Below are 22,972 nucleotides of genomic sequence, written 5' to 3'. Positions count from 1 at the left end.
TCTCAGTTGCCCGTCTGTCCGAGGCCCGCCGGATTCTGGGTGGCGGGCGCATTGGTCACCGCAGGAGCGGCGGTTGCATTGGTGGTCGGCGCGCCGGCGTCGGCAGTGCCATTGGCGGTGTCATCGACGCTGTCGTTGCCTGCCGCAGTGTTGGGCTCGGGCTGCGCGGCGCCGGGCATGGTGCCGCCCTTCGACGCGACCCACTGCGCGAACACGGCCGGGCTCACCGCCTCGACGGTGATCGGCATATAGGCGTGGCGCGCTCCGCAAAGCTCGGAGCACTGGCCGTAATAGACGCCCGGCTTCTCGATCGTGAAGCTCGTCTCGTTGATCTTGCCGGGAACCGCGTCGAGCTTGATCCAGAAAGCAGGCATCGCCCAGCTATGGATCACGTCCTGCGCGGTGGTCTGCAGCCGGATCGGCACGCCTACCGGCAGGACGACCCGAGTGTCGGTAGCGAGCAGGCGGGGGCCGTCGGCATCGGTGCGATAGCGGGCGCCCGCGGGCACTTCGCTCTGCTCCTTGAGCATGTTGGCGGTCAGCTTGATATCGCCATGATCGGGATATTCGTAGGACCAGAACCACTGGTTGCCGATCGCCTTGAGCGTCACGGCATTGTCGGGCGCGGGCTTGAACTGCGCGGCGAGCAGCCGGATCGACGGGACCGCAATCGCGATCAGGATCAACACCGGCAGCAGCGTCCAGATGATCTCGATCGTCGTATTGTGGCTGGTGCGCGACGGTGTCGGGTTGGCGGCGCGGCGATAGCGGATGATCACATAGATCATCAGCGCCAGCACGAAGAGGCAGATCAGCGTGATGAGCGGCAGCAGAATCCAGTTGTGGAACCAGTGCGCCTCGCGGCCATTGGGGGTGACCTGCTCCTGCAGCCCATAGAGCGCATCCTGCGGCTGGCCCATGCCGGGGACGGCCCGGGTGATCGGAACCCCCGCCGAGTCGAGCGTAGGATCTGCCGGCGCGGTGGGCGCTGGCGTTGCGGCAGCGGCGGTCGCGGGCGTTGCCGCCGGCGCGCCGCTGGTGCCAGCAGACTGCGTGGCGGGCGCCGCTTCCGGCGCGGTTATATTCTGGGCATGGCCCGGCGCGGCGAGCGCAAGCCCCGCGGCCAGGACAATCGAAGTCAACCCAAGCATGCGCATCGTCTGTAATCACCCCGTTCGAAGAGCGCCTAGGAGCGCCAAGGAAAAGCGCCCATTCGCTGGGGCCTATACGACGCTCAAGCCCATTCTCAACCCTTTTTGAGCGCGGTTGCGGCTGCGATTGCCTGCTCCTAATAGGGCGGCTGCCTTTGCCACAGGAGCGATCAGGTTGACCGGCGACGAGATTCTCGAGGAGTTCCGCAATGCGGGAGCGTTGCTGGAGGGGCATTTCATCCTGTCCTCGGGGCTGCGCTCGCCGCTTTTCCTGCAAAAGATGCGAATCTTCGAGGATCCGGTGCGCACCGGACGCATTTGCGGCGCGCTTGCGCTCAAGATTCGCGAGTCGTTCGGCGAGGTAGACATCGTCGTATCGCCGGCGATCGGCGGGATCATTCCCGGCTATGAGACCGCGCGGGCGCTCGGCTGCAAGGCAGTGTTCGTGGAGCGCGAGGAGGGCGAATTCCAGCTTCGCCGCAGCTTCGAGATTCCGGAGGGCGCGCGCGTCGTGATGGTCGAGGATATCGTGACTACGGGACTCAGCTCGCGTGAGTGCATCGCCGCGATTCGCCGGCACCCGGGAAATCTGGTCGGCGCGGCCTGCATCGTCGATCGCTCGAACGGCACCGCCGATATCGGCGTGCCGCTGGTCTCGCTGCTCCAGCTCGACGTGCCCGCTTATCCCGCCGACCAGCTTCCGCCCGAGCTGGCGGCGATCCCGCCGGTCAAGCCCGGAAGCCGCGTGCCCGCGTGACCGGCCGCCTTCGCCTCGGTCTCAACATCGATCATGTCGCCACCGTGCGCAACGCGCGCGGCTCGGGCTATCCCGATCCGGTCCGCGCGGCGCTGCTCGCGGCCGAGGCCGGGGCCGACGGCATCACCGCGCATCTGCGCGAGGATCGCCGCCACATCACCGACGACGACATCGCCCGCCTCGCCGCCGAGCTAACCATCCCGCTCAACCTGGAGATGGCCGCGACCGACGAGATGCTTGCGATCGCGCTGCGGCACCGCCCCCACGCGGTGTGCATAGTCCCCGAAAAGCGCGAGGAGCGCACCACCGAGGGTGGGCTCGATGCGGCAGGGCAGCATAACCATCTGGCGCCGATGGTTGCGCAGCTGCTCGACGCCGGCTGCCGGGTGTCGCTGTTCATCGAGCCGGACGAGCGCCAGATCGACGCCGCGCTTCGCCTGCGCGCGCCGGTCGTCGAGCTACACACCGGCCGCTATTGCGAGCTGCCCGAGGATGGCCGCGCCGACGAGCTCCGCCGCATTGCCGATGCTGCGGCGCTGGCGGCAAAGGCCGGGCTCGAGCCGCATGCCGGGCATGGCCTTACCTTCGACAATGTCGTCCCGATCGCTGCGATCCCGCAGGTGATGGAGCTCAATATCGGCCATTTCCTGATCGGCGAGGCGATCTTCGAGGGGTTGGCGCCGGTGGTGCGGCGGATGCGCGAACTGATGGATTCGGCGCGGTGAAAGGGCTGCGTATATCCTCCCCGGTACGGGGAGGGGGACCGCGCCCGCAGGGCGTGGTGGAGGGCGCGCGCCCCAACGGATGTCCCTGGTGGGGAGCCCCCTCCACCAGCCTGCGGCTGGTCTCCTTCCCCGTGCCGGGGAGGATCGGGTGATCATCGGCCTCGGCTCGGACCTCTGCAACATCGAGCGGATCCAGTCCTCGCTCGATCGCTTCGGCACCCGTTTCGAGCAGCGCGTCTTCACCGACCTCGAGCGCGATAAGGCCGCGCGTCGGCCGCATACCAAGGCCGGAACCCTCGCCAAGCGCTTCGCCGCGAAGGAAGCTTATTCCAAGGCGGTCGGAACCGGCTTCAAGCGGGGCGTGTTCATGAAGGACATTGGTGTCGTCAATTCACCCTCCGGTGCGCCCACATTGGCGCTCACCGGCGGGGCCAAGGCCAGGCTTGACGCCATCACCCCCGACGGTCACGTCGCAAAGGTGCATCTGACGCTGACCGACGACCATCCCTGGGCCTTCGCCATGGTGATGATCGAGGCCGTGGCGATCGGGGGAAGCGATTGATGGCGATGGCCGCGGATGAACTGGCGTTGACGCACGAGAATGTGGAAGTCCCCGAGTCCGAAGCGCGCGCAGGCACCGATTGGTGGGCGGAGGCGCGCGGTATCTTGTGGCTCGTGTTGGCCGTGCTCGGCTTCCACAGCTTTGTCGCCAAACCCTTCTTCATCCCGTCCGAATCGATGCTGCCCGGGCTGCTGGTCGGCGATCGGCTGGTCGTCACCAAATATCCCTATGGCTATTCGTTCGTGACGCCCACCTTTCATTTGCTTCCCTTCATGCCGGGCCGGCTATTCGGACGCATGCCCAAGCGCGGCGACGTGGTGATCGTCACCCCGCCGGGCACCACCACCGACTATATCAAGCGAGTCATCGGTCTGCCTGGTGATCGCCTCGCGGTGCGTGACGGAGTCGTGTTCCTGAACGGTACGCCGGTGCCGCGGCGGGCGATGGGCGAGCGCGACCTGCCGGTGGACGCCAATACCCGCTGCGATCCGATCCACTATTCGGGGCGGCTGGTGCGCGGCGCGAACGGACGGGCATGGTGCCGCGTGCCGGTCTTCCGCGAGACGCTGCCGGGTGGCCGGTCCTACGATACGATCGACCTCGGCTGGAGCCCCGGCGACAACTATCCCGAGATCCGCGTGCCGAAGGACCGGGTCTTCCTGATGGGCGACAATCGCGACAACAGCGCCGACAGCCGCTATTCGATCGCCAATAACGGTCTGGGCGGCGCGGTCCCGTGGGAGAATATCGGCGGTCGCGCCGAGTTCATCACCTTCTCGCTCGACGGCAGCGCGACCTGGAACCCGCTGACCTGGCCCGCCTCGTTCCGCCCGGGCCGCGCGGGCAAGTCGCTCCATCCCCAGAAGGACGGCGAATGAGCGCCGATTCGGCCGCCGCCGAGGGGATCGAGGTGGTGCAGGAGCCCGGCCCCAACGAAATGCGCGATCCGATTGTGCGCGCCGAGCTCAAGCGTGCTTCGGTATGGTTCGGCCTGGCGATCGGCGTCGCGCTGGTCGTGCTTCTGATTCAGCCGCTGCTGATCATTTTCGCCGGCCTCGTCTTCGCGTCGCTGCTCGATGGGGGCGTTCGCCTGCTCGGTCGAGTGCTGCCGATCCCGCGCGGACTGCGGCTGCTGATCGTCGTGATTCTCGTCATCGCCTTCATCGGCAGCGTCTTCTATCTGACTGGCGTCCAGATCGCGATGCAGGCGGGGCAGCTCAGCACGACGCTCGAGACACAAGGCAATCGCGTCGTCGCCTGGATATCGGGGCTGGGGCTGATGCCCGGCCGCGCCGATCTGGCGGGGATGCTGCAGCAGGCCTTGGGCTCGGTTGGCCGGCTGACGTCGGCGGTCGGATCGGTGCTCGGCGCCGCCGCCAGCCTGGTGATGATCCTGACGATCGGCCTGTTCGTGGCGATCGAGCCGCGGATCTACGAGCGCGGGCTGCAATGGATGGTGCCGGTCGCGGCGCGCGACGAATTCGCGCTTACGATCGGCCGGATGGCACGCACGCTGCGGGTGCTGCTGGCGGGACGGCTGCTCGGCATGCTGTTCGAAGGCATGCTCACCTGGATCCTGCTGTCGATCGCCGGCGTGCCGATGGCGCTGCTGCTCGGAATCCTCACCGGCATCCTGGCCTTCATTCCCAATATCGGCGCCTTCGTCAGCGGCGTGCTGATGGTCTCGGTGGGGTTCAGCGCGGGCTATGACCAGGGTTTCTGGGCGATCATCATCTATTTCGCGGTCCAGACCTTCGACGGCTATGTGCTGATCCCGCTGGTCGCGAAGCGCACCGTCGATCTGCCGCCGGCGCTGACGCTTTCGGCGCAGATATTGGCGAGCACGCTGTTCGGGCTGCTCGGGCTGGCGCTGGCCGATCCGATGGTTGCGATGATAAAGGTCGCGCTGGAAAGCGAGGCCGAGCGTTCGGCGCGCACCAGTGCAACGCTCCGCCGCGGCTTCCAGTGGCGCTTCCGCCACCGCGAGGGCGGCCCCTCCGAACTTCCTAGCGGACCCGGTGCATGATCCTGCTCCACGACTATTTCCGTTCTTCGGCCGGCTATCGGGTGCGGATCGCGCTCAATCTCAAGGGCCTGGCCTATGAACGGCACGAGATCATGCTGCTCGAGAACCAGCAAGGCAGCGCCGAGCATCTGGCGCGCAACCCCCAGGGGCTTGTTCCGGCGCTCGAGGTGGACGGTCTGGTGCTGACTCAGAGCCTCGCGATCATCGACTGGCTCGATTCGCGCTACTCCGAGCCGCGGCTGATCCCCGCAGAGCCCGATGCCCGCGCCGCCGCGATGGCGAAGGCGCTGGTGATCGGCGCGGACATCCATCCGCTCAACAATCTGCGCGTGATGCGCTGGCTCAAGCAGGAACTCGGCGCCGAGGAGGCTGCGCGCAACGATTGGACCCGGCACTGGATCGCGGAGGGCTTCGCCGCGTTGGAGGCGATGGCCGGAGCAGGGCCGTTCCTGGGCGGCGATACCCCCAATATCGCCGACGTCTTTCTGGTGCCGCAAATGTTCAACGCCCGCCGTTTCGATACGCCGCTCGAGGCCTTTCCCAAGCTGCTTCGCGCCGACGCCGCCGCGCGGGAGACAGGTGCCTTCGCGGCGGCGCATCCGGATCGTGTGGCGCCTAAGTGAAACAATTTTTCTTAAGCCCCTCCCCTTCAGGGGAGGGGTTGGGGTGGGGCGGTCTTCCCGGGCGGCAGTCTCTGCGAGGCACCGCCCCACCCCTTCCCCCTCCCCTGAAGGGGAGGGGCTTATTTCTATGCATCGCGCTTTTCCTGGCCTCTCCCGCGCTCGCGCAGGAAGAGCCCCCCGTGATCGTGGTCACCGGGCGCGGACTCGAAACGCCCCCCGGCGAGGCGGCATACGATACGGTGACGATCGAGCGCGAACGCCTCGCCGGCACCGCCAGCGGTCGGCTCGAGGATGTGCTGCGCGACGCCGCCGGGGTGGCCCAGTTCCGCCGTTCCGATTCGCGCTCGGCGCATCCGACCAGCCAGGGGATCACACTGCGCGGCCTTGGCGGCAATGCCTCGAGCCGCGCGCTGCTCCTGCTCGACGGCGTGCCGCAGACCGATCCGTTCGGCGGCTGGGTCGCCTTCCCGGCTTATTTGCCCGATCGGCTCGCCTCTGTGCGAGTCACCCGCGGTGGCGGCAGCGGCTATGCCGGCCCCGGCGCGCTTGCCGGCACGGTCGAGCTGACCAGCGGCGCCCCGCACGAACTCGGCCCGCTGGCGCTGCGCGCGGCCTATGGCAGCCGGAACAGCCGGGACGCGAGCGCAGTCGGCGCGGTCGAGGCGGGCAGCGGCTTCTTCACGATCGCCGGCCAATATGCACGCGGCGACGGCTTCGTGCCGACGATCGCCGAGGATCGCGGCCCGGTCGATCGCGCCGCGCCCTACCGGCAGGCCAGCCTCGCGCTGCGCGGCGTCGTCGATCTCGGCAGCGGTACCGAGTTGCAGGCCAATGTCTCGGGCTTCACCGATCGTCGCGATCGCGGCGTCGATTTCACCCAGGTGCGCAGCGACGGCGCCGATGCCAGCCTGCGGATCGTCAAGCGCGGCGGCTGGGGCTGGTCGCTGCTCGGCTATCTGCAGACCCGCCAGTTCGCGAGCGGCTTTGCCAGCGTCAACGATGCGCGCGACAGCGTCTCGGCCAGCCTCGACCAGTATAGCGTCCCCGCGACCGGCATCGGCGGCCGTGTCGAACTCGCGCCCCCGATCGGCGGCGGGGTCACGCTGCGGCTGGGTAGCGACGTCCGCCGCGTCTCGGGCAAGACGCAGGAGCGCTATACCTTCGTCGCCGGCGCGCCGACCCGGTTGCGCGTCGCGGGCGGCGAAAGCACGACGCTGGGTGCCTTCGCCGATGCCAGCCTCGAATCGGGGGCACTCACGCTCAACGCCGGCGGCCGCATCGATCACTGGGATATCAGCGGCGGCACGCTGTTCGAAACCCCGCTTGGCGGCGGCGTCCCGCTCACCGACACGCGCTTCGCCGATCGCAGCGGGCTGGAGGCGACCGGCCGGGTCGGTGCGGCGCTCGCGCTCGGCAGCGTCACCCTGCGCATCGCCGCCTATCGCGGCTGGCGGCTGCCGACGCTCAACGAGCTGTACCGGCCGTTCCGGGTCGGCGCCGATGCGACCGCCGCCAACGCCGCGCTCGATCCCGAACGGCTGACCGGCGCCGAGATCGGGGTCGACTGGAGGCCCACGCCTTCGCTCAGCCTGCGCGCGACCGGCTATTGGAACCGGCTCGACAGTGCCATCGCCAACGTGACCCTCGCCAACGGGCCCGGCACCTTCGCGGGGGTCGGATTCGTCTCGGCGGCGGGGGTCTATCGCCAGCGGCAGAATCTCGATGCGGTCGAGGCGCGCGGAGTCGAGCTCGAAGGGCGCTTCAGCCAGGGGCCGGTCAGCGTCTCGGCTTCCTATGCCTTCACCGATTCGCGGGTCCGCGCCACCGGCATCGCCGCCGCGCTCGATGGCCTGCGCCCGGCGCAGACCGCGCAGCATCAGGGTTCGGCGACGCTCGCCTGGTTGCGCGGAGATCTTGGCGCGTCGCTCACCGCGCGTTATGCCAGCCCCCAGTTCGAGGATGACCAGAACAGCCGCACGCTCGCCGACGCGCTGACTTTCGATGCGGTCGCCGCGCTCCCGCTGGGCAGCGGGCTGGCGCTCGAGGCACGCGCCGAGAATCTAACCGATGCTCGAGTCGAGGCGGGGATCAGCGGCCCCGGCGTGATCGAGCGCGCGACCCCCCGCACGCTTTGGCTGGGCTTCCGTTACCGGCTGCGCTGAGCCACGGTCGAATCGAACAAGGCGAGATAGTCGCCGATCGGATCGCCGCTTGCCCGCACCGGTGCCGGTCGCGGCCGGCCCGGCGTCAACCAATGATCGAGTGCCCCGACCAGCGCCCCCGCATCCTCGCGCGGGACGACGGTGCCAAGTTCGGGGGCATGCACGATCTCGCGCACCGCCACGCTCGATTCGGTCGAGACCACCGGGGTCCCCACCGACAGCGCTTCGCGCAGCACTCCCGGCACGCCCTCATAGTCCGACGTCAGCACCGCCACCTGCGCGCCCGCCAATGCCGGCAGCGGATCGCCCGAATGCCCCGGCAGCGTCACGCGATGGCCCAGCCTCAGCGCCGCGACCTGCGCCTCCAGCGCCGCTCGCGCCGATCCTTCGCCCAGGATGACCAGCGCGATTTCGCGGTCGGCCAGCCCGGGCAGCGCCGCGATCAACCGCTCCCAGCGTTTTTGCGGCTCGAGCCGACCGACGCCGAGGATATAGCGCCCCTCCGGCAGTGCGACCGGCGCGGCGCCGGGCTGTGGCCCGGCAGGTGGATTGGCGATCACATGCACCCGCTCGCGCGGCATCCGCATCTCGGCCACCGCCTCCGCCGCCATTGCCGGGGTCATCGCCACAAGCTGATCGAGGAAGCGGGGATGCGTCCGCAGCCATTGGCGATAGCGCCACGCTGCACCGACGCTCAATTCGGGCCGAACCAGGGCATTGGAGACCTTGGCGACGATCGGCGGACAGTGCCGCCCCAGCCGCAGCCGGGTGACCGCCGCGACGCCGCTATAATGATTGCCGGGGCAGAAGATCAGGTCGGACTGCATGCTGCGGACATGCCCCGCCAGGCCGAGCAGCGCGCGATAGCTTGCGTCGGCCAGCTCGATTCGCTCCACACCGTGGGGAATCTCGGCTGCCAGCGGGCCGGCGCTGCAGCCCAGCACCAGCGTCACCCGCCGTCCGCGTTCCAGCCATCCCGCGGCCATGCGCAGCATCGACCGTTCTACACCGCCGCCCTGCATCGTCTGGGCATAGGTCAGGATATGATGCGCGGTTTCGGAACAGGTGAGGTGCGGCATGTCACCTTGCACTATGCCACCTCAGCGCCCAAATCACCCTCGCAATAAAACCGCATTCTGCTGTCATTCACCCGCCTCGCCTGATTTCTTAGTGCGGATTTGGTGCCGGACGCGGAGACAATGCGATTTGTTTGGCGTCTCGGCAGCGGAACTTGAGCAGTGAATGAGCCATTGGAGGCTTCGATGAACAGCAGCCTTGTCGAAGCGCCTCCTTTGGCGGCCGCCCCCGATCTTGCCGGGCTGGAACCCGTCGAGAAGATCCGGCGGCGCTGGCCGATGATCCTGGGCGGAGCGCTGACGCTGCTGATGATCGTCGGGCTTGCGCGCGAACTGTTCGGCTCCGGGCTTGCGGGGCTGTCGAAGGCCGTCCCGGTCCACCCGCTTTTCTACGTCGCCTTCGCGCTGTATTATCTCGGCCCGCCCACCTTCGATTATGTCATCTTCCGTCGGTTGTGGAATATTCCCGCGGCCGGCATCGCCGCGCTCCACAAGAAGCGCATCTCGAACGAAGTCCTGCTCGGCTATTCGGGGGAGGCCTATTTCTACGCCTGGGCACGCCAGCGCACGCAGATGGTCGCGGCACCCTTCGGTGCAGTCAAGGACGTGATGATCCTGTCGGCGATGGCTGGCAATGCCGTCACGTTGTTGGTGGTGGTCATCGCCCTCCCGCTCGGCATCAATCTGCTGACCCCTGAGCAGCAGCAGGGCGCCTGGCTGTCGATCGGCGCGATTCTGCTGATGTCGCTGCCCTTCCTGATCTTCTCGAAGCGAGTCTTCTCGCTGCCCAAGGCTTCGCTCTGGTGGATTTTCGGGGTGCATTGCGCGCGCATCATTGCCGGCTCGCTGCTGATCGCCTTTGCCTGGCACTTCGCGATGCCCGAAGTGCCGGTCGGCATGTGGCTTTTGCTGTCGGCCGGCCGCTTGCTCGTCTGGCGGCTTCCGTTGATCCCAAACAAGGAATTGGTGTTCGCAACCTTCGCGATCATGCTGATCGGGCAGGACCAGGCGCTTTCCGAATTGATGGCGCTGATCGCGGCGCTGACACTTGTGGTTCATGTCGCGCTGATAGGGGGCTTCAGCGTCCACGCTTTGCTGACAAGGAACAAGGCATGATCCGCCCCATTCTCATCGCCGCGATCGCCGCCCTGGCGATGCCGAGTGCCGCCGCCGCGCAGGCCGACCCGCTCGACGGCTCCTGCGCGATCGGATCGGGCCCGACGCTGCGGGTTAACATCATAGGGCTGAAGGACCGCACCGGCCGTCTCAAGCTCGAACTCTATCCGGGCAACGAGGCCGATTTCCTCAAGGACGATCGCGAGATCAAGCGCGAGGGCAAGCAGATGCGCCGCGTCTGGTCGGCGACCCCCGCCGCGGGACCGGTCACGCTTTGCATTCGCGCGCCGTCCGCCGGGCAATGGGCCCTGCTCTTCACCCACGACCGCGACGGCAAGAACAAGTTTAACTTCTGGCAGGACGGCGCCGGCTTCCCGAGCAACCAGCGGCTCGGCCGCAGCCGGCCGAAGGTACGCCAGGCGCTCGTCAACATCCCGGCTGCCGGCGGCCAGATCACGGTGCGCGCGCAATATCTCAAGGGGCTTGGCGGCTTCGGCCCGAACGACTGAGGAAGCCGCGATGCGCGTCGTCGACGTCAACGAATATTATTCGCCGACCGGCGGCGGCGTGCGAACCTATCTCGACCGCAAGATGGGAATCATGGCCGATCTCGGCCACGAGCTGATCGTGCTGGCGCCCGCCGACGAGGATTCGATCGAGGATCGCCCGGGCGGCGGGCGAATCTACTGGATGAAGGCGCCGCGGCTGATCGTCGACAAGAATTACGGCATCTTCGTGTGGGACAAGCCGATCTGGGACATGCTCGATCGGCTCAAGCCCGACGTCGTCGAGGCGACCTCGCCCTGGCGCCCTGCCTGGACGGTGGCGCGCTGGCAGGGCGACGCGGTAAAGGTCTTCTTCGCGCATAACGACAGTATCGGCGCCTATCCGCAGCGCTGGCTCGACAATATCTCGACCCCACGCCAGGTCGAGCGCGCGTTCGACTGGTACAGCCAGTATATGAACGACTTCCTCAAATATTATGACGCCTTCGTCACCAATGGGCCCGCTCTCGCAAAGCGCTTCCGCCGCCGCGGCCAGCGTGTCGATGCGTCGATGCCGCTGGGGATCGAGCGGCAATGGTTCTCGCCCGATCTGCGCGACGAGAAGCTCCGCGTCGCTTTGCTCGAGCAATGCGGATTGCCCGCGGACGGCCTGCTGCTGCTCGGGCTTGGCCGGCACCATAAGGAAAAGCGCTGGCCGCTGGTGATCGACGCGGTGGAATCCGCGGCGACCGACATTCCGGTCGGACTGATCCTGATCGGCGACGGCACCCAGCGCCGCCATCTCGAACAGCGCATCGCCGGCAGCCCGCATATTCGCATCTTCCGCCCGGTCTATGATCGCATCCGCCTGTCGCGGATCATGGCGAGCTGCGACGCGCTGATCCACGGATCGGACGCCGAGCCGTTCGGGCTGGTCGCCTCGGAGGCGCTCGCCTCGGGCCTGCCGCTGATCGGGCCGGACGAGGGCGGGTTCGCCGAAATTGCCGACCCGCTCTTCGCCGAGATCTACGCCTCGCGCGATGCCTTGTCCGCCGCCGATGCGATCCGCCGCATGTATGCCCGCGAGCCCGCGATCGTCCGCGCCGCCGCGCGCGTAGCCGCGGGCAAGGTCCGCAGCGACCATGACCATGCCGTCGAGCTGATGGCTTATTATGAGGGCCTGGTCGCGGCGCGGCGCGGTGCCGTCGCTACGGTCGGGGCCGCCTGAAGCGCGAACACGTCGATCATCAGATTGCCCAGCGGATACCGCCCGCGCAACCGATAGTCCTCGCCAAGCCTGCGCAACACCAGCGCCCGCGATTCGGCGCGTTCTCCTTCATAAGGCGGGCGCATCACCACGATCTCCGGGCGGCTGGCGAAGATACGCTCGATCTCGGCCAGCTGGTCGACGCCGACCGCGCCCTTCTCGCGCACCCGCGACAAGTGGCTGGGGAAAACCCAGGGGCTCGCGAAGCAGCGCCCGCTGTGCGTATAGAGGCTGCTATTGCCCGAATAAACATAGAGGCAGCCGGGCCCGCGCCCGATCGCCTGCACCAATGTTTCCAGCTCGGGGGCGTTGCCGCGATAATAGCGTGCGCTGTAGGTGGTGTAGACCCCGCCCAGCAGCGCGCAGGCGAGCAGAGGCACCATGATCCGGCGCCCGATCCGGTGCCCGCCCAGGAACCCTGCGCAGCACAAGCAGGCCGGCAGCATCACCGGCAGGGCATAATGGTTGAAATAGCCGCCGAACAACAAAAGCCCGATCGTCGCGGCGATCATCCAGCCGAACAACAGCCCGCGCACCTCGCGCTCGCGCTCATGCGCCACCGGCAGATGGCGCGACAGCCCGCCGATCAGCAGTAGCGGCCCCAGCATCAGCCCGATCTTGAGCAGGCTGCGGCGTATTTCCGCCGCCGGATCGCTCTGCCGCGCCAGGATCGAGGTGAAGTTCGCGAACAGCCAGGCATCACCATGCCCCATTGCGACAAAGACCAGCCCTGCCGCGACCGTCGGCGCCAGCGCGACGGTGACGAGCAGCGCGCCGAACATCAAGATCCGGCGGGTCGGGACGCCCAGCCGCCGCTCGCGCCATAACAGCCACAGCCCCAGGAACATGCCTTCGAAGACGACCGAATATTTGATCTGCAGCGCCACCCCGATCAGCCCGAGCGCGATCAGCGCGCGCCGCATCCTCAGCCGGTCGCCCGCGCGATCCTCGGGGCGCGGCAGGATCAGCGTCACTGCTATCGCCATAAGCAGATTGTAGAAGACCGGCGCCTGGCCACCCTGGCCGTCGCCGAAATTGATCATGAACAGATAGAGCAGAGCCGCCGCGAGCGCGCCGCGCCCCCAGCCGGCTCGGTCGGCGAGGTGCGCGAGGATCAGCGCGGTCGCCACCACGCTCGCCAGCGCCATCAGCTGATAGACCCAGATCGCCGCGGGCAGGCCGAACGCAGCGGCGGGGAGATAGAGCAGGAACAGCCCGATCGGCTTGCGATCCCAGATGTCGACATAGGGGATGGCGCCCTCGAGCATCCGCTGTGCAGTGACGAGGTAGAATTCCTCGTCGACATGGACCAGCGGATTGCCGAACGCGAACAGCCGCGCCGCGATCGCCGCGATCAGCAGGATCGGCCAGCGGGGCAGCGCTGCGACGATGGTGAGGAAGGAAGAGGAAGGCGGCGGTGCCAGAACCGCGCTTTCGCTGGCCATCAGATCGGGCGACCTTCACTCTCGAGGGACAGCGCGCGCATCCGACTTGCCTTTGCGACCAGGAAAGTCTCGCCATAGCGAGGGCTTGGCGCGCTGTCACGAACCCGCCACGATGCGCCGCCAAGGGGAGCGATCAAAGGGAGGACGGATATGCCGCCGCACATCGATCGCCGTTCATTGTTGCTCACCGCCACGCTCGGCCTTGGCGCCTATGCGATCCCCGGCTTCGCGCAGGGCCCCAACTGGATCGTGGATGCCTTCACCCATTCGGTCGCGAGCGGCGAACCCACGAGTGACGGCATGCTGCTGTGGACCCGCTACGTGCCCAAGGACGGCCGCACCGTGAAGCTGCGCGTCGAGGTTTCGGAAACGCCCGGTTTCGCGCGCGTGGTGGCAGGCGGCGAAGCGGTGACCGGCCCGTGGCGCGATCATACCGCGAAGATCAGCGTCACCGGACTCAAGCCGGGCACGCGCTATCATTATCGCTTCGTCGCGCCCGACGGCCGCTTCTCGCCGGTGGGCCGCGCGCGCACCTTGCCCGAGGAGGCGCGCCAGTTCCGGATCGGCATCTTCTCCTGCTCGAACCTCGCCTTCGGCCATTTCAATGCCTATGCGAATGCCGCCGCGCGCGACGATCTCGATCTCGCAGTGCATCTCGGCGACTATATCTATGAATATGCCCCGGGCGTGTATCCGAGCGCCGACGTGCATATCGCGGCGCGGCTACCCCAGCCGATGGCCGAGTGCGTCCATTTGGCCGACTATCGGCTCCGCTATGCCAGCTATCGCGCCGATCCCGATCTCCAGGCGCTGCACGCCGCGGTGCCGATGCTGATCGAGTGGGACGATCATGAGTTCGCGAACGATGCCTGGGAGGGCGGGGCGGAGAATCACGGCGCCAATGAGGGTGAATGGAGCATCCGCCGCGGCGCCGCGATCCAGGCCTGGCGCGAATGGATGCCGGTCTCCGACGAACCCTATGCCGCCTACGACCTGGGCGGGCTGGCGACGTTCTTCCGCACCGAAAGCCGGGTGAATGCGCGCACCCGCCCCTATGAACTCGCGCCTCTCTTCAAGAACCCCGATCCCGCCGCCGCGCTCAAGGCGTTTCGCGACGGGCCCTGGATGGACCCCACCGCAACCATGCTGGGCGGCACGCAGGAGAACTGGCTCGCGCACGAACTGGCGCGCTCGGTCCGGTCCGGACGGCGCTGGCAGGTGGTCGGCTTCGGCACGATCATGGGCGAGACCCGCTCGCCCGACGCGTCGCTCGGCTGGCTCAAGCCTGACGCCTCACCCTTCATGCGCAATCGGGTCAATGCCGGCGCCGTGGCGGCGAAGGCCGGGCTTCCCTTCAATCTCGACAATTGGGGCGGCTATCCCGCCGCCCGCGCCCGCTTCCTCAAATCGGCGCAGGCGGCTGGCGCGAACCTCGTCGTGCTCAGCGGCGACAGCCACAATGGCTGGGCCTATGATCTGGGACAGGACGGCAAGCCCGCGGGCGTCGAATTCGCCGGCCACGCGGTCAGCTCCGCCGGCTTCGAAAGCAGCTTCGCCGCCGATCCGGCGATCATCGCCCGCGCCACCGTCGCCGCCAATCCCGAGCTCAAATGGTGCGACACCAGCCGCCGCGGCTATATGGCGCTGACCCTCACCCCCGATCGCGTGAGCAACGACTGGGTGTTCGTCGACACCGTGCGCGAGCGGAACCCCCGGGCGCGGGTCGGGCACACCGCAGTGGTTCAGCGCGGCCGGAACGTGATGGTGTAGCTGTGAAACCCCTCCCCTTCAGAGGAGGGCTCAAGAAGGATTCAGTCGAGGCTCTTCGAAGCCTGTTCGAACATGTCCTTGCTCAGCCCCGGCGCCGCCACGATCCGCTCGAGCTCCGCGCGCATCTTGGCCGCGCGCGCCGCGTCGAACCGCTTCCACCGCCCCAGCGGCGGGATCAGCTTGGCTGCGGTCTGCGGGTTCAATCGATCAAGCGCGATCATCTGGTCCGCGACGAAGCGATAGCCGCGGCCCGAAATGTCGTGAAAGGCACGCTGGTTGACGCTGAACGCGCCGATCAGCGCGCGTGCCCGATTGGGATTCGCCAAGGTGAAGTCGGGGTGGTTGACCAGCCCTTCGACCACCTGCGCGGTGTCGTCGCGGCTCGACAGCGCCTGCGTCTGGAACCATTTGTCGAGCACCAGCCCGTTGCCGGCATAGCGCTTGTAGAATGCCTCCAGCGCCGCCTCGCGCAACGGCGACACCCCATTGGCGAGCGTGGTCAGCGCGGCATGGCGATCCGTCATGTTGTCGGCCCGCTCGAACTGGGCGAAGGCAAGCTCGGCCGCATCCGCAGCACCCCCGGCGGCGATATAGCCGAGCGCCACCGAACTGATCCGCCGCGCGCCCTTCGCCGCCGGCGAATATTCGAACCGCTCTGCCGCCGCACCTTCATAAGCTGCGCGCCATTCGCCCTCCAAGGCCCGACCGAGATCGGCGCGCAGCGCCTCTCGCGCGCGGAAGATCGCCTCTGGATCGACCACCGCCATCTGGTCGCCGATGAAAGCCTCCGAGGGCAGCAGCACCGCCTCGGCGATGAAGGCCGGGTCCATCCGCGCATCGCCCAGCGTGTTGCGCACCGCGTCGATCACCGCGCCATGATCCGCCGCTCCGTTGGCGACCGACGCCACCAGCGTATCGAGCATCAATTGCTGCATCGCCTCGTAGCGCGCGAAGGGATCGTCATCATGCGCCGAGAGGAAGGCGAGATCCTGTGCGGTGCGATTGGTCTCGACGATCACCGGCGCCGAAAAGCCGCGATTGATCGACAGCACCGGCGTCTCGGGCAGGTTTTCGAAGACCACTTCATGCTCGGGCCGATCGAGCAGGATCAGTTGCTCTTCGCACAGCGCCCGCCCCGTGATCGCGCCGAACAGGCGTAGCTTGAGAGGCAGCACCATCGGCTCCTTGACCGGCTGGCCCGGCGTCGGCGGCACGCTCTGGCGAAGGCTCAGCCGCGCGCGGCCGCCCTCCTGCGCCAGCGTCGCCGAGACGCGCGGCGTGCCCGCCTGGCTGTACCAGCGGCGGAACTGGGTGAGGTCGACGCCGCCGCCTTCCTCCATCGACTGTACGAAATCCTCGCAGGTCGCAGCAGTCCCGTCGAAGCGCTCGAAATAGAGATCGGTCGCGGCCCGGAATTTCTCGGGCCCCAGGATCGTCGCCATCATCCGGATGACTTCGGCGCCCTTGTTGTAGATCGTCGCGGTATAGAAATTGCCGATCTCGATATATTCGTCGGGACGGATCGGGTGGGCGAGGGGCCCGGCATCTTCCGGGAACTGGCTCGCCCGAAGCCCGCGCACATCCTCGATTCGCTTGACCGCCGCGCTGCCCTGGTCGGCCGAGAAGCCCTGGTCGCGGAAGACGGTGAAGCCTTCCTTGAGGCTGAGCTGGAACCAGTCGCGGCAGGTGATTCGATTGCCCGACCAATTGTGAAAATATTCGTGCGCGACCACCGCGGCGATCGCGTCATAATCATAATCGGTCGCGGTATCGGGGTCGGCGAGGATGTAGCGCGAGTTGAAGACGTTGAGGCCCTTATTCTCCATCGCGCCGAAGTTGAAATCGTCGACCGCGACGATGTTGAACACGTCGAGATCATATTCGCGGCCATAGACCTTTTCGTCCCAGGCCATGCTGAGCTTGAGCGCGTGGAGCGCATGATCGGTCTTGGCGAGATCGGGCGCGCGCACCCAGATGCCGAGCGCCACGTCGCGCCCCGACATCGTCGTGAAGGTGCCGCGGTTGGCGACGAGATCGCCCGCCACCAGCGCGAACAGATAGCTCGGCTTGGGGAAGGGATCGTGCCATTCGGCCCAATGCGTGCCGTCCTCGCCATCGCCCTGCGCGATCGGATCGCCGTTCGCGAGCAGTACCGGGAAGCGCGCCTTGTCGGCGGTCATCCTGACCTTGTAACGGCTCAGCACGTCGGGCCGGTCGGGGAAGAAGGTGATCCGACGGAAGCCCTCGGCCTCGCACTGGGTGCACAGCATCCCCTGCGAGGCATAGAGCCCCTGCAATTGGGTGTTGCGCTCGGGCGCGATCACCACTTCGGTTTCGATCGTGTGCGCGCTGCCGCCGAGCGGAATCAGCAGCGCGGGCCCGTCCATCGACCAGTCGGCAAAGTCCGCGCCGTCCACCCGCACCGATGCCGGGGTCAGCCCGTCGCCGTCCAGCCGCAGCGGGGCATCGTGCACGCCGTTGCGCTCCACCCACAAGGTCGCGCGGACCCGTGTGCTCGCCGGATCGAGGTCGAAGTCGAGTGCGATCTCGGGCACGCGCCAATCCGGCGCGCGATAGTCCTCGCGGCGCGTGATCGTCGGGGCGTGGGTTGCGGTCTGTGCGTCTGCCATCATCGCCGGGATATAGGATCAAGTCCCGGCGTCGCCACCACAAAGTGTCCGCTTGCCTAAGTGCCGCCGGATGCTACCGATAATCGCACGCTCGTTTGTGAATAAGAGGATTTCCATGCTTCGTTTGACCGCGCCGTTCGGCCTGATTGCGTTGACCGCCACCGCCGCGATGGCACAGCAGGCGCCCGCGCCTGCTCCAGCCGCGCAGCCGGCACCTGCGGTCAGCGCTGCCGAGCGCAACGCGATCCTCAATGCCGTGCTGCCCGAGGATCAGGCGGCGATGAAGGGGCATGTCATGTTCCTCGCCTCGGACCAGCTGCGCGGCCGCGACGCCGGCAGCCCCGAGTTCGACATCGCCGCGCAATATGTCGCCTCGCAATTCTACGCCCAGGGCCTGCGCCCCGCCGGCGACGATGGCTCCTACCTGCAGAAGGTGCCGCTGCTCAGCTACAAGGCCGCCGACAAGGGCAGCATGAGCATCACGCGCAAGGGCGCCGCGCCGATCACGCTCGTCTTCGGCCAGGATTTCGTCCCCGCCGCCAATCCCGACAAGCTCGATTTCACGCTTACCGCGCCGGTCGTGTTCGTCGGCCAGGGGATCGTCGGATTGGGCCGCGACGATTATAAGGGCGTCGACGTGAAGGGTAAGATCGTCGCCTTCTTCGGCGGCGCGCCCACCACCTTCCCCGCCGAGGAGCGCGCGCATTTCTCCAATGTCGCCACCAAGGCGCAGATCGCACTGAAGAAGGGCGCGGTCGGCTATATCACGCTCGAATCGCCGCGCGCTGGCCGCGGCAACTATCCCTTCCCGATGATCGCCGCGACGTGGGAACGTCCGCGCGTCACCTGGGCACGCGCCGATGGCCGCGGCTTTATCCCGACCCCGGGCGCGCCCGGCCTGGGCATGCTGAGCAAGGCCGGCGCGGAGAAGTTGTTCGCGGGCGCCAAGACTTCCTGGGCCGATATCGTCAAGGCGGCGCAGGCCGAGAATGCGACCTTCAAGGCGATGCCGCTGGCGACCTCGCTCGGCGTCGCGCTCAAGACGGTGACCACCCCGATCACCAGCTATAACGTCGCCGGCATGCTCCCCGGCAGCGACCCGGCGCTGGCCCAGGAAGTGGTCGTCCTCACTGCGCATCTCGATCATGTCGGCGTCGGCACCCCCAATGCGAAGGGCGATCCGATCTATAATGGCGCAATGGACAATGCCGTCGGGGTCGCCTCGCTGATCGAGGAAGCGAAGCGCTTCAAGGCGTCGGGCAAGGCGCCGCGCCGCTCGATCCTGTTCCTCGCGGTCACCGCCGAGGAAAAGGGCCTCGTCGGCGCCGATTATTTCGCGCAGAACCCGACCGTGCCGAAGGCGAACATGGTCGCCAACGTCAATCTCGACATGCCGATCATCACCTACAAGTTCGAGGATGTGACTCCGTTCGGCGCCGATCATTCGACGCTGGGCGAGACGGTCCGCCGCGCGGCGGCGCAGATCGGTGTCGGCGTTGGGGGCGATCCACGTCCCGACGAGGCCTTCTTCGTCCGCTCGGACCATTATCGCTTCGTCCAGCAGGGTATTCCCTCGGTCTTCCTGTGGCCGGGCGAGGCAGGCCCGGGCAAGGCGGCGACCGATTCCTTCCTGGCCGACAATTATCACAAGCCCTCGGACGAAGTCGTGCAGAGCCGCCCGATCGATTGGGAATCGGGCGTCCGCTTCGTCGACGTGAACTATCGCATCGCGCGCGAAATCGCCGACGCCGATCAGCGGCCGGTGTGGAAGAAGGGCGACTTCTTCGGAACCGCATTTGGCGGCCCGATGGCCAAATGATGCGGCGTCTTCTCCTCGCGCTGCCGCTTCTCGCGGCGGCGCCCGTCGCGGCGCAGACGCTTCCGGCCGACCAGGCGGCGATCAAGGCGCATGTCGCTTTCCTGGCGTCGGACGCGCTGCGCGGGCGCGAGGCGGGGACTGCCGATTATGACGTCGCCGCCGAATATATGGCGACGCAGATGCTCGCCGCGGGCCTCGTGCCCGCCGGCGGGCAGGGCAGCTGGTTCCAGCCGGTGCCGCTGATCTCCTACAAGTCGGCCGGCCCCGGCACGCTGGCGCTGGTGCGCGGCGGCACCCGCGTGCCGCTCGTCTATGGCAAGGACTTCCTCAACAGCGTCAATCCGCGCGTGCCCGATCTGGCGATCGGCGGCGAAGTCCTGTTCGCCGGCTATGGCGTGGTCGATGCCGCAAGCGGCCGCGACGATTATAAGGGGCTCGATCTCAAGGGCCGTATCGTCGCCTTGTTCGCGGGCGCGCCCACGGGCCTGTCGTCCGAAGTCGCCGCGCATGCCGGCAATCTCGAGACCAAGGCCGGCTTCGCCGCCGCGCGCGGCGCCAAGGGGCTGATCGTCCTCGAATCGGGCGCACAGCGCGCGAGCTTTCCGTTCGAGCGCGCGGTCCCCCTCGCGGGCCGCACCCGGATGACGATCAACGATGCCGACGGCAAGCCGCGCGTCCCCTCGATCGGGGCGCCGCAGATCGCTTTGGTGAGCCAGGCCGGGGCGGAGAAATTGTTTGCCGATTCGAGCGTCAAATGGGCGGACGTGCTCGCCGCCGAGAAAGCCGGCACGCCGCTCCCCACTGGGCCGCTCAACGCATCGGTCGAGGCCGCGTTCAAGACCGAAATCAGCGTCTCGGCCAGCCGCAACGTCGTCGGCATGCTCGAGGGGAGCGATCCCGCGCTCCGCCGCCAATATGTCGTGCTCAGCGCGCATCTCGATCATCTCGCGGTCGGCGCTGGCACCACCGGCGATCGGATCAGCAACGGCGCGATGGACAATGCGATCGGCAACGCCACGATCCTCCAGGTCGCGCGCGCCTTCCAGGCCTCGGGCACGAAGCCGCGCCGCAGCATCCTGTTCGTCTCGCTCACCGCCGAGGAAAAAGGCCTGCTGGGCTCGCGCTATTTCGCGCGCACCCCGTCGGTCCCCGGCACCTTGGTCGCCAATATTAACCTCGACATGCCGATCATGACCTTCCCGCTGGTCGACATCGTCGTCCTCGGCGGCGAGCGCTCGATCCTCGGCAAGGTCGCCGAAAAGGCCGCCGCGGCCGAGGGGCTCAAGGTCGTCCCCGATCCCTTCCCCGAAGAGAATTTCTTCGTCCGCTCGGATCATTACAGCTTCGTCCAGGCGGGCGTGCCGGCCGTGTCGATCGACACCGGCCCGGGCGGCGCGGGCAAGGCGGCGATCCAGGACTTCCTCGCCAAACATTATCACAAGCCCTCCGACGACCTCTCGCTGCCGTTCGACTGGGCATCGGCGGCCAAGTTCGTCCGCGTCGGCTACGGCGTCGCCCGCATCCTCGCCGACACGCCAGCGCGGCCGACGTGGAACAAGGGCGATTTCTTCGGCACGCTCTACGGCGGCCCGCTCGCCAAGTGACGCTCCGTGGCCTGCTTTTGCTGGCGCTACTGCTGCTCGGTGCTCCCGCGCAGGCACAGCAGGTTCCGCCCGATCAGGCCGCACTGCGCGCGCATATCCAGTTCCTCGCCTCCGACGCGATGCGCGGGCGCGAGGCGGGGACGCAGGATTATGACGTAGCCGCCGAATATGTCGCCGCGCAGATGCTCGCGATCGGCCTCAAGCCCGGCGGCGCGGACGGCGGCTGGTTCCAGCCGGTCAAGCTGGTCCATTATCGTTCGGCGGAGAAGGCAAGCTGGACGCTGATGCGCGGCAACGCCGCGATCCCGCTCCAGTTCGGGATCGACTTCGTCAACCAGGCCGCGCCCGCCACGCCCGATTTCACCGCGCAGGGCGGGATCGTCTTCGCCGGCTACGGACTCGTCTATCCGCAGGGCAGGCGCGACGATTATAAGGGCCTCGACGTCCGCGGAAAGATCGTCGCCTTGCTCCCCGGTGTGCCCGCGGGCCTGCCGAGCGATGTCGAGGCGCATTTCGGCAATGACGAGCAGAAGGCCCGGCTCGCCCAGGCGCGCGGCGCCAAGGCGGTCATCCTGCTCGAATCCGCCGCGCATCGCGTCGATTTTCCGTTCGACGCGGTCGTCCCTTTTTTCGATTATGAGCAGAGCAGTTGGGCCGGCCCCGATGGCGTGACGCATGCCCTCGCCCCGGGCGCCCCGGTCGTCGGCTATGTCAGCCAGGCCGGCGCCGAGAAATTGTTCGCCGGCAGCCGCATCAAATGGGTCGATGTCCTCGCCGCCGAGCGCAAGGGCGGCAAGCTTCCCACCGGGCCACTGGTCGGCACGCTCCAGGTCGCGGCCAAGACCCGGCTGCGCACCGCCGAGAGCCGCAACGTCGTCGGCCTGATCGAGGGATCGGACCCCGGCCTCGCCAGGCAATATGTCATCCTCTCGGCGCATCTCGATCATGTCGGGCTGGGCGATGCCGTGAACGGCGATCGCATCTATAATGGCGCGATGGACAATGCCGCGGGCGTCGCGACGATCCTCGAAGTCGCACGCGCCTTGCGCGCAGGTCCGCCGCCGCGGCGCTCGATCCTGATCATAGCGCTCACCGCCGAGGAAAAGGGGCTGATCGGCTCGAGCTATTTCGCGCATCACGCCACCGTTCCCAAGGGTTCGATTGTCGCCGATCTGAATATCGACATGCCGATCCTCACCTTCCCGCTGCGCGATCTGGTGATCCTCGGCGGCGAGCGCTCGACGCTCGGCGCCAGCTTCGCCGCCGCCGCGGCGGGGGAGGGGCTGGCGACGGTCCCCGATCCTGCGCCCGAGGAAATGTTCTTCGTCCGCTCGGATCATTACAGCTTCGTCCAGGCGGGCATTCCCTCGGTCTCGGTCGATAGCGGGCCCGGCGGGGCGGGAGACGCCGCGCAGAAGGACTATCTCGCGAACCATTATCACAAGCCCTCGGACCAGCTCTCGCTCCCCTTCGACTGGGAAGCTGCCGCGAAGTTCGCCCGCGTCAATGTCGCCGCCGCCCACGCGATCGCCAATGCCGACGATCGCCCGCGCTGGGTGAAGGGCGATTTCTTCGGCGTCGAATATGACGGCCATGGTGCGCGTTAGGGTCGAACCCGGCGCACTGGAACGCCCCTCCCCGGCGAAGGCCGGGGCCCAGTATCGGCGCACTGGCAATTGCACCCGGCCATCTCACGCCTTTCGCAACTGGGCCCCGGCCTCCGCCGGGGAGGGCTGGTTCCGGTGAACTGGATC

Annotated in this window: 18 protein-coding genes; 14 read left to right on the top strand and 4 right to left on the bottom strand. The window is 67.5% G+C overall.

The window, feature by feature from the left end:
- Nucleotides 1-2 precede the first annotated feature (2 nt).
- Nucleotides 3-1,151: a cytochrome c oxidase subunit II gene (gene coxB / locus OKW87_RS10280; RefSeq protein WP_265539203.1), complete on the bottom strand. Its 1,149-nt coding sequence runs from the start codon at nucleotides 1,149-1,151 to the stop codon at nucleotides 3-5.
- Between the two features lie 175 nt (nucleotides 1,152-1,326).
- Between coxB and pyrE the strand changes: the two genes are divergently transcribed.
- The 7 genes from pyrE to OKW87_RS10245 all read left to right on the top strand — a co-directional run bounded on the left by pyrE (nucleotide 1,327) and on the right by OKW87_RS10245 (nucleotide 8,006).
- Nucleotides 1,327-1,908, top strand: a complete 582-nt coding sequence (pyrE, locus tag OKW87_RS10275) for an orotate phosphoribosyltransferase (RefSeq protein ID WP_265539200.1) — start codon at nucleotides 1,327-1,329, stop codon at nucleotides 1,906-1,908.
- Nucleotides 1,905-2,633: a pyridoxine 5'-phosphate synthase gene (locus OKW87_RS10270; protein ID WP_265539198.1), complete on the top strand. Its 729-nt coding sequence runs from the start codon at nucleotides 1,905-1,907 to the stop codon at nucleotides 2,631-2,633. Before pyrE ends, OKW87_RS10270 begins: the two co-directional genes overlap by 4 nt.
- A 148-nt stretch (nucleotides 2,634-2,781) precedes the next feature.
- Nucleotides 2,782-3,195, top strand: a complete 414-nt coding sequence (gene acpS / locus OKW87_RS10265) for a holo-ACP synthase (RefSeq protein WP_265539196.1) — start codon at nucleotides 2,782-2,784, stop codon at nucleotides 3,193-3,195.
- Nucleotides 3,196-3,200: 5 nt separating this feature from the next.
- Nucleotides 3,201-4,073, top strand: a complete 873-nt coding sequence (gene lepB / locus OKW87_RS10260) for a signal peptidase I (RefSeq protein WP_265544088.1) — start codon at nucleotides 3,201-3,203, stop codon at nucleotides 4,071-4,073.
- On the top strand, nucleotides 4,070-5,221 hold the full coding sequence (locus OKW87_RS10255; RefSeq protein ID WP_265539194.1) for an AI-2E family transporter: 1,152 nt from the start codon (nucleotides 4,070-4,072) through the stop codon (nucleotides 5,219-5,221). The genes lepB and OKW87_RS10255 overlap by 4 nt, the downstream gene beginning before the upstream one ends.
- Entirely contained in the window at nucleotides 5,218-5,844 is a 627-nt protein-coding gene (gene maiA / locus OKW87_RS10250) for a maleylacetoacetate isomerase (RefSeq protein ID WP_265539192.1), read from the top strand. The genes OKW87_RS10255 and maiA overlap by 4 nt, the downstream gene beginning before the upstream one ends.
- A 179-nt stretch (nucleotides 5,845-6,023) precedes the next feature.
- On the top strand, nucleotides 6,024-8,006 hold the full coding sequence (locus tag OKW87_RS10245) for a TonB-dependent receptor (protein WP_265539190.1): 1,983 nt from the start codon (nucleotides 6,024-6,026) through the stop codon (nucleotides 8,004-8,006).
- Here OKW87_RS10245 and OKW87_RS10240 read toward each other — a convergent pair.
- On the bottom strand, nucleotides 7,991-9,085 hold the full coding sequence (locus OKW87_RS10240; protein ID WP_265539188.1) for a glycosyltransferase: 1,095 nt from the start codon (nucleotides 9,083-9,085) through the stop codon (nucleotides 7,991-7,993). The genes OKW87_RS10245 and OKW87_RS10240 overlap by 16 nt on opposite strands.
- A gap of 183 nt (nucleotides 9,086-9,268) precedes the next feature.
- On the opposite strand from OKW87_RS10240, the gene OKW87_RS10235 reads away from it, so the two are divergent.
- From OKW87_RS10235 to OKW87_RS10225, 3 genes are read left to right on the top strand one after another with little or no spacing between them, the layout of a single operon-like run.
- The gene (locus OKW87_RS10235; RefSeq protein WP_265539186.1) at nucleotides 9,269-10,198 is read left to right on the top strand and encodes a hypothetical protein; all 930 of its coding nucleotides are present in this window, start codon (nucleotides 9,269-9,271) and stop codon (nucleotides 10,196-10,198) included.
- A complete protein-coding gene (locus tag OKW87_RS10230; RefSeq protein WP_265539185.1) occupies nucleotides 10,195-10,707 on the top strand; it encodes a DUF2141 domain-containing protein in 513 nt (170 codons plus the stop codon). Before OKW87_RS10235 ends, OKW87_RS10230 begins: the two co-directional genes overlap by 4 nt.
- A 10-nt stretch (nucleotides 10,708-10,717) precedes the next feature.
- The gene (locus tag OKW87_RS10225; protein ID WP_265539184.1) at nucleotides 10,718-11,911 is read left to right on the top strand and encodes a glycosyltransferase; all 1,194 of its coding nucleotides are present in this window, start codon (nucleotides 10,718-10,720) and stop codon (nucleotides 11,909-11,911) included.
- Here OKW87_RS10225 and OKW87_RS10220 read toward each other — a convergent pair.
- Nucleotides 11,854-13,395: a hypothetical protein gene (locus OKW87_RS10220; RefSeq protein ID WP_265539183.1), complete on the bottom strand. Its 1,542-nt coding sequence runs from the start codon at nucleotides 13,393-13,395 to the stop codon at nucleotides 11,854-11,856. The two genes, OKW87_RS10225 and OKW87_RS10220, sit on opposite strands and share 58 nt — an antisense overlap.
- Nucleotides 13,396-13,545: 150 nt before the next feature.
- Here OKW87_RS10220 and OKW87_RS10215 point away from each other — a divergent pair, with 150 nt between their 5' ends.
- Nucleotides 13,546-15,165, top strand: a complete 1,620-nt coding sequence (locus OKW87_RS10215) for an alkaline phosphatase D family protein (protein ID WP_265539181.1) — start codon at nucleotides 13,546-13,548, stop codon at nucleotides 15,163-15,165.
- Nucleotides 15,166-15,206: 41 nt separating this feature from the next.
- On the opposite strand, the gene pepN is transcribed toward OKW87_RS10215, so the two are convergent.
- Nucleotides 15,207-17,795, bottom strand: coding sequence for an aminopeptidase N (gene pepN / locus OKW87_RS10210; protein ID WP_265544087.1), 2,589 nt, complete (start codon nucleotides 17,793-17,795; stop codon nucleotides 15,207-15,209).
- 115 nt (nucleotides 17,796-17,910) lie between these two features.
- Here pepN and OKW87_RS10205 point away from each other — a divergent pair, with 115 nt between their 5' ends.
- From OKW87_RS10205 to OKW87_RS10195, 3 genes are read left to right on the top strand one after another with little or no spacing between them, the layout of a single operon-like run.
- Nucleotides 17,911-19,614: a M28 family metallopeptidase gene (locus tag OKW87_RS10205; RefSeq protein WP_265539179.1), complete on the top strand. Its 1,704-nt coding sequence runs from the start codon at nucleotides 17,911-17,913 to the stop codon at nucleotides 19,612-19,614.
- On the top strand, nucleotides 19,614-21,218 hold the full coding sequence (locus tag OKW87_RS10200; RefSeq protein ID WP_265539178.1) for a M28 family metallopeptidase: 1,605 nt from the start codon (nucleotides 19,614-19,616) through the stop codon (nucleotides 21,216-21,218). Before OKW87_RS10205 ends, OKW87_RS10200 begins: the two co-directional genes overlap by 1 nt.
- Complete coding sequence (locus tag OKW87_RS10195) at nucleotides 21,215-22,825, top strand: M28 family peptidase (RefSeq protein ID WP_265539177.1); 1,611 nt, start codon at nucleotides 21,215-21,217, stop codon at nucleotides 22,823-22,825. The genes OKW87_RS10200 and OKW87_RS10195 overlap by 4 nt, the downstream gene beginning before the upstream one ends.
- Nucleotides 22,826-22,972: the final 147 nt, after the last annotated feature.

The sequence above is a fragment of the Sphingomonas sp. M1-B02 genome (assembly GCF_026167525.1).
GTDB lineage: Bacteria > Pseudomonadota > Alphaproteobacteria > Sphingomonadales > Sphingomonadaceae > Sphingomonas.
This window is presented reverse-complemented; position numbering and strand designations above follow the sequence as displayed.

What these genes read in the sequence shown, in the direction of transcription:
- coxB (WP_265539203.1), bottom strand. Translation starts at nt 1,151, where the DNA reads ATGCTTGGGTTGACTTCGATTGTCCTGGCCGCGGGGCTTGCGCTCGCC.
- lepB (WP_265544088.1), top strand. Translation starts at nt 3,201, where the DNA reads ATGGCCGCGGATGAACTGGCGTTGACGCACGAGAATGTGGAAGTCCCC.
- OKW87_RS10255 (WP_265539194.1), top strand. Translation starts at nt 4,070, where the DNA reads ATGAGCGCCGATTCGGCCGCCGCCGAGGGGATCGAGGTGGTGCAGGAG.
- maiA (WP_265539192.1), top strand. Translation starts at nt 5,218, where the DNA reads ATGATCCTGCTCCACGACTATTTCCGTTCTTCGGCCGGCTATCGGGTG.
- OKW87_RS10240 (WP_265539188.1), bottom strand. Translation starts at nt 9,085, where the DNA reads ATGCCGCACCTCACCTGTTCCGAAACCGCGCATCATATCCTGACCTAT.
- OKW87_RS10235 (WP_265539186.1), top strand. Translation starts at nt 9,269, where the DNA reads ATGAACAGCAGCCTTGTCGAAGCGCCTCCTTTGGCGGCCGCCCCCGAT.
- OKW87_RS10230 (WP_265539185.1), top strand. Translation starts at nt 10,195, where the DNA reads ATGATCCGCCCCATTCTCATCGCCGCGATCGCCGCCCTGGCGATGCCG.
- OKW87_RS10225 (WP_265539184.1), top strand. Translation starts at nt 10,718, where the DNA reads ATGCGCGTCGTCGACGTCAACGAATATTATTCGCCGACCGGCGGCGGC.
- OKW87_RS10220 (WP_265539183.1), bottom strand. Translation starts at nt 13,395, where the DNA reads ATGGCCAGCGAAAGCGCGGTTCTGGCACCGCCGCCTTCCTCTTCCTTC.
- OKW87_RS10215 (WP_265539181.1), top strand. Translation starts at nt 13,546, where the DNA reads ATGCCGCCGCACATCGATCGCCGTTCATTGTTGCTCACCGCCACGCTC.
- pepN (WP_265544087.1), bottom strand. Translation starts at nt 17,795, where the DNA reads ATGGCAGACGCACAGACCGCAACCCACGCCCCGACGATCACGCGCCGC.
- OKW87_RS10205 (WP_265539179.1), top strand. Translation starts at nt 17,911, where the DNA reads ATGCTTCGTTTGACCGCGCCGTTCGGCCTGATTGCGTTGACCGCCACC.
- OKW87_RS10200 (WP_265539178.1), top strand. Translation starts at nt 19,614, where the DNA reads ATGCGGCGTCTTCTCCTCGCGCTGCCGCTTCTCGCGGCGGCGCCCGTC.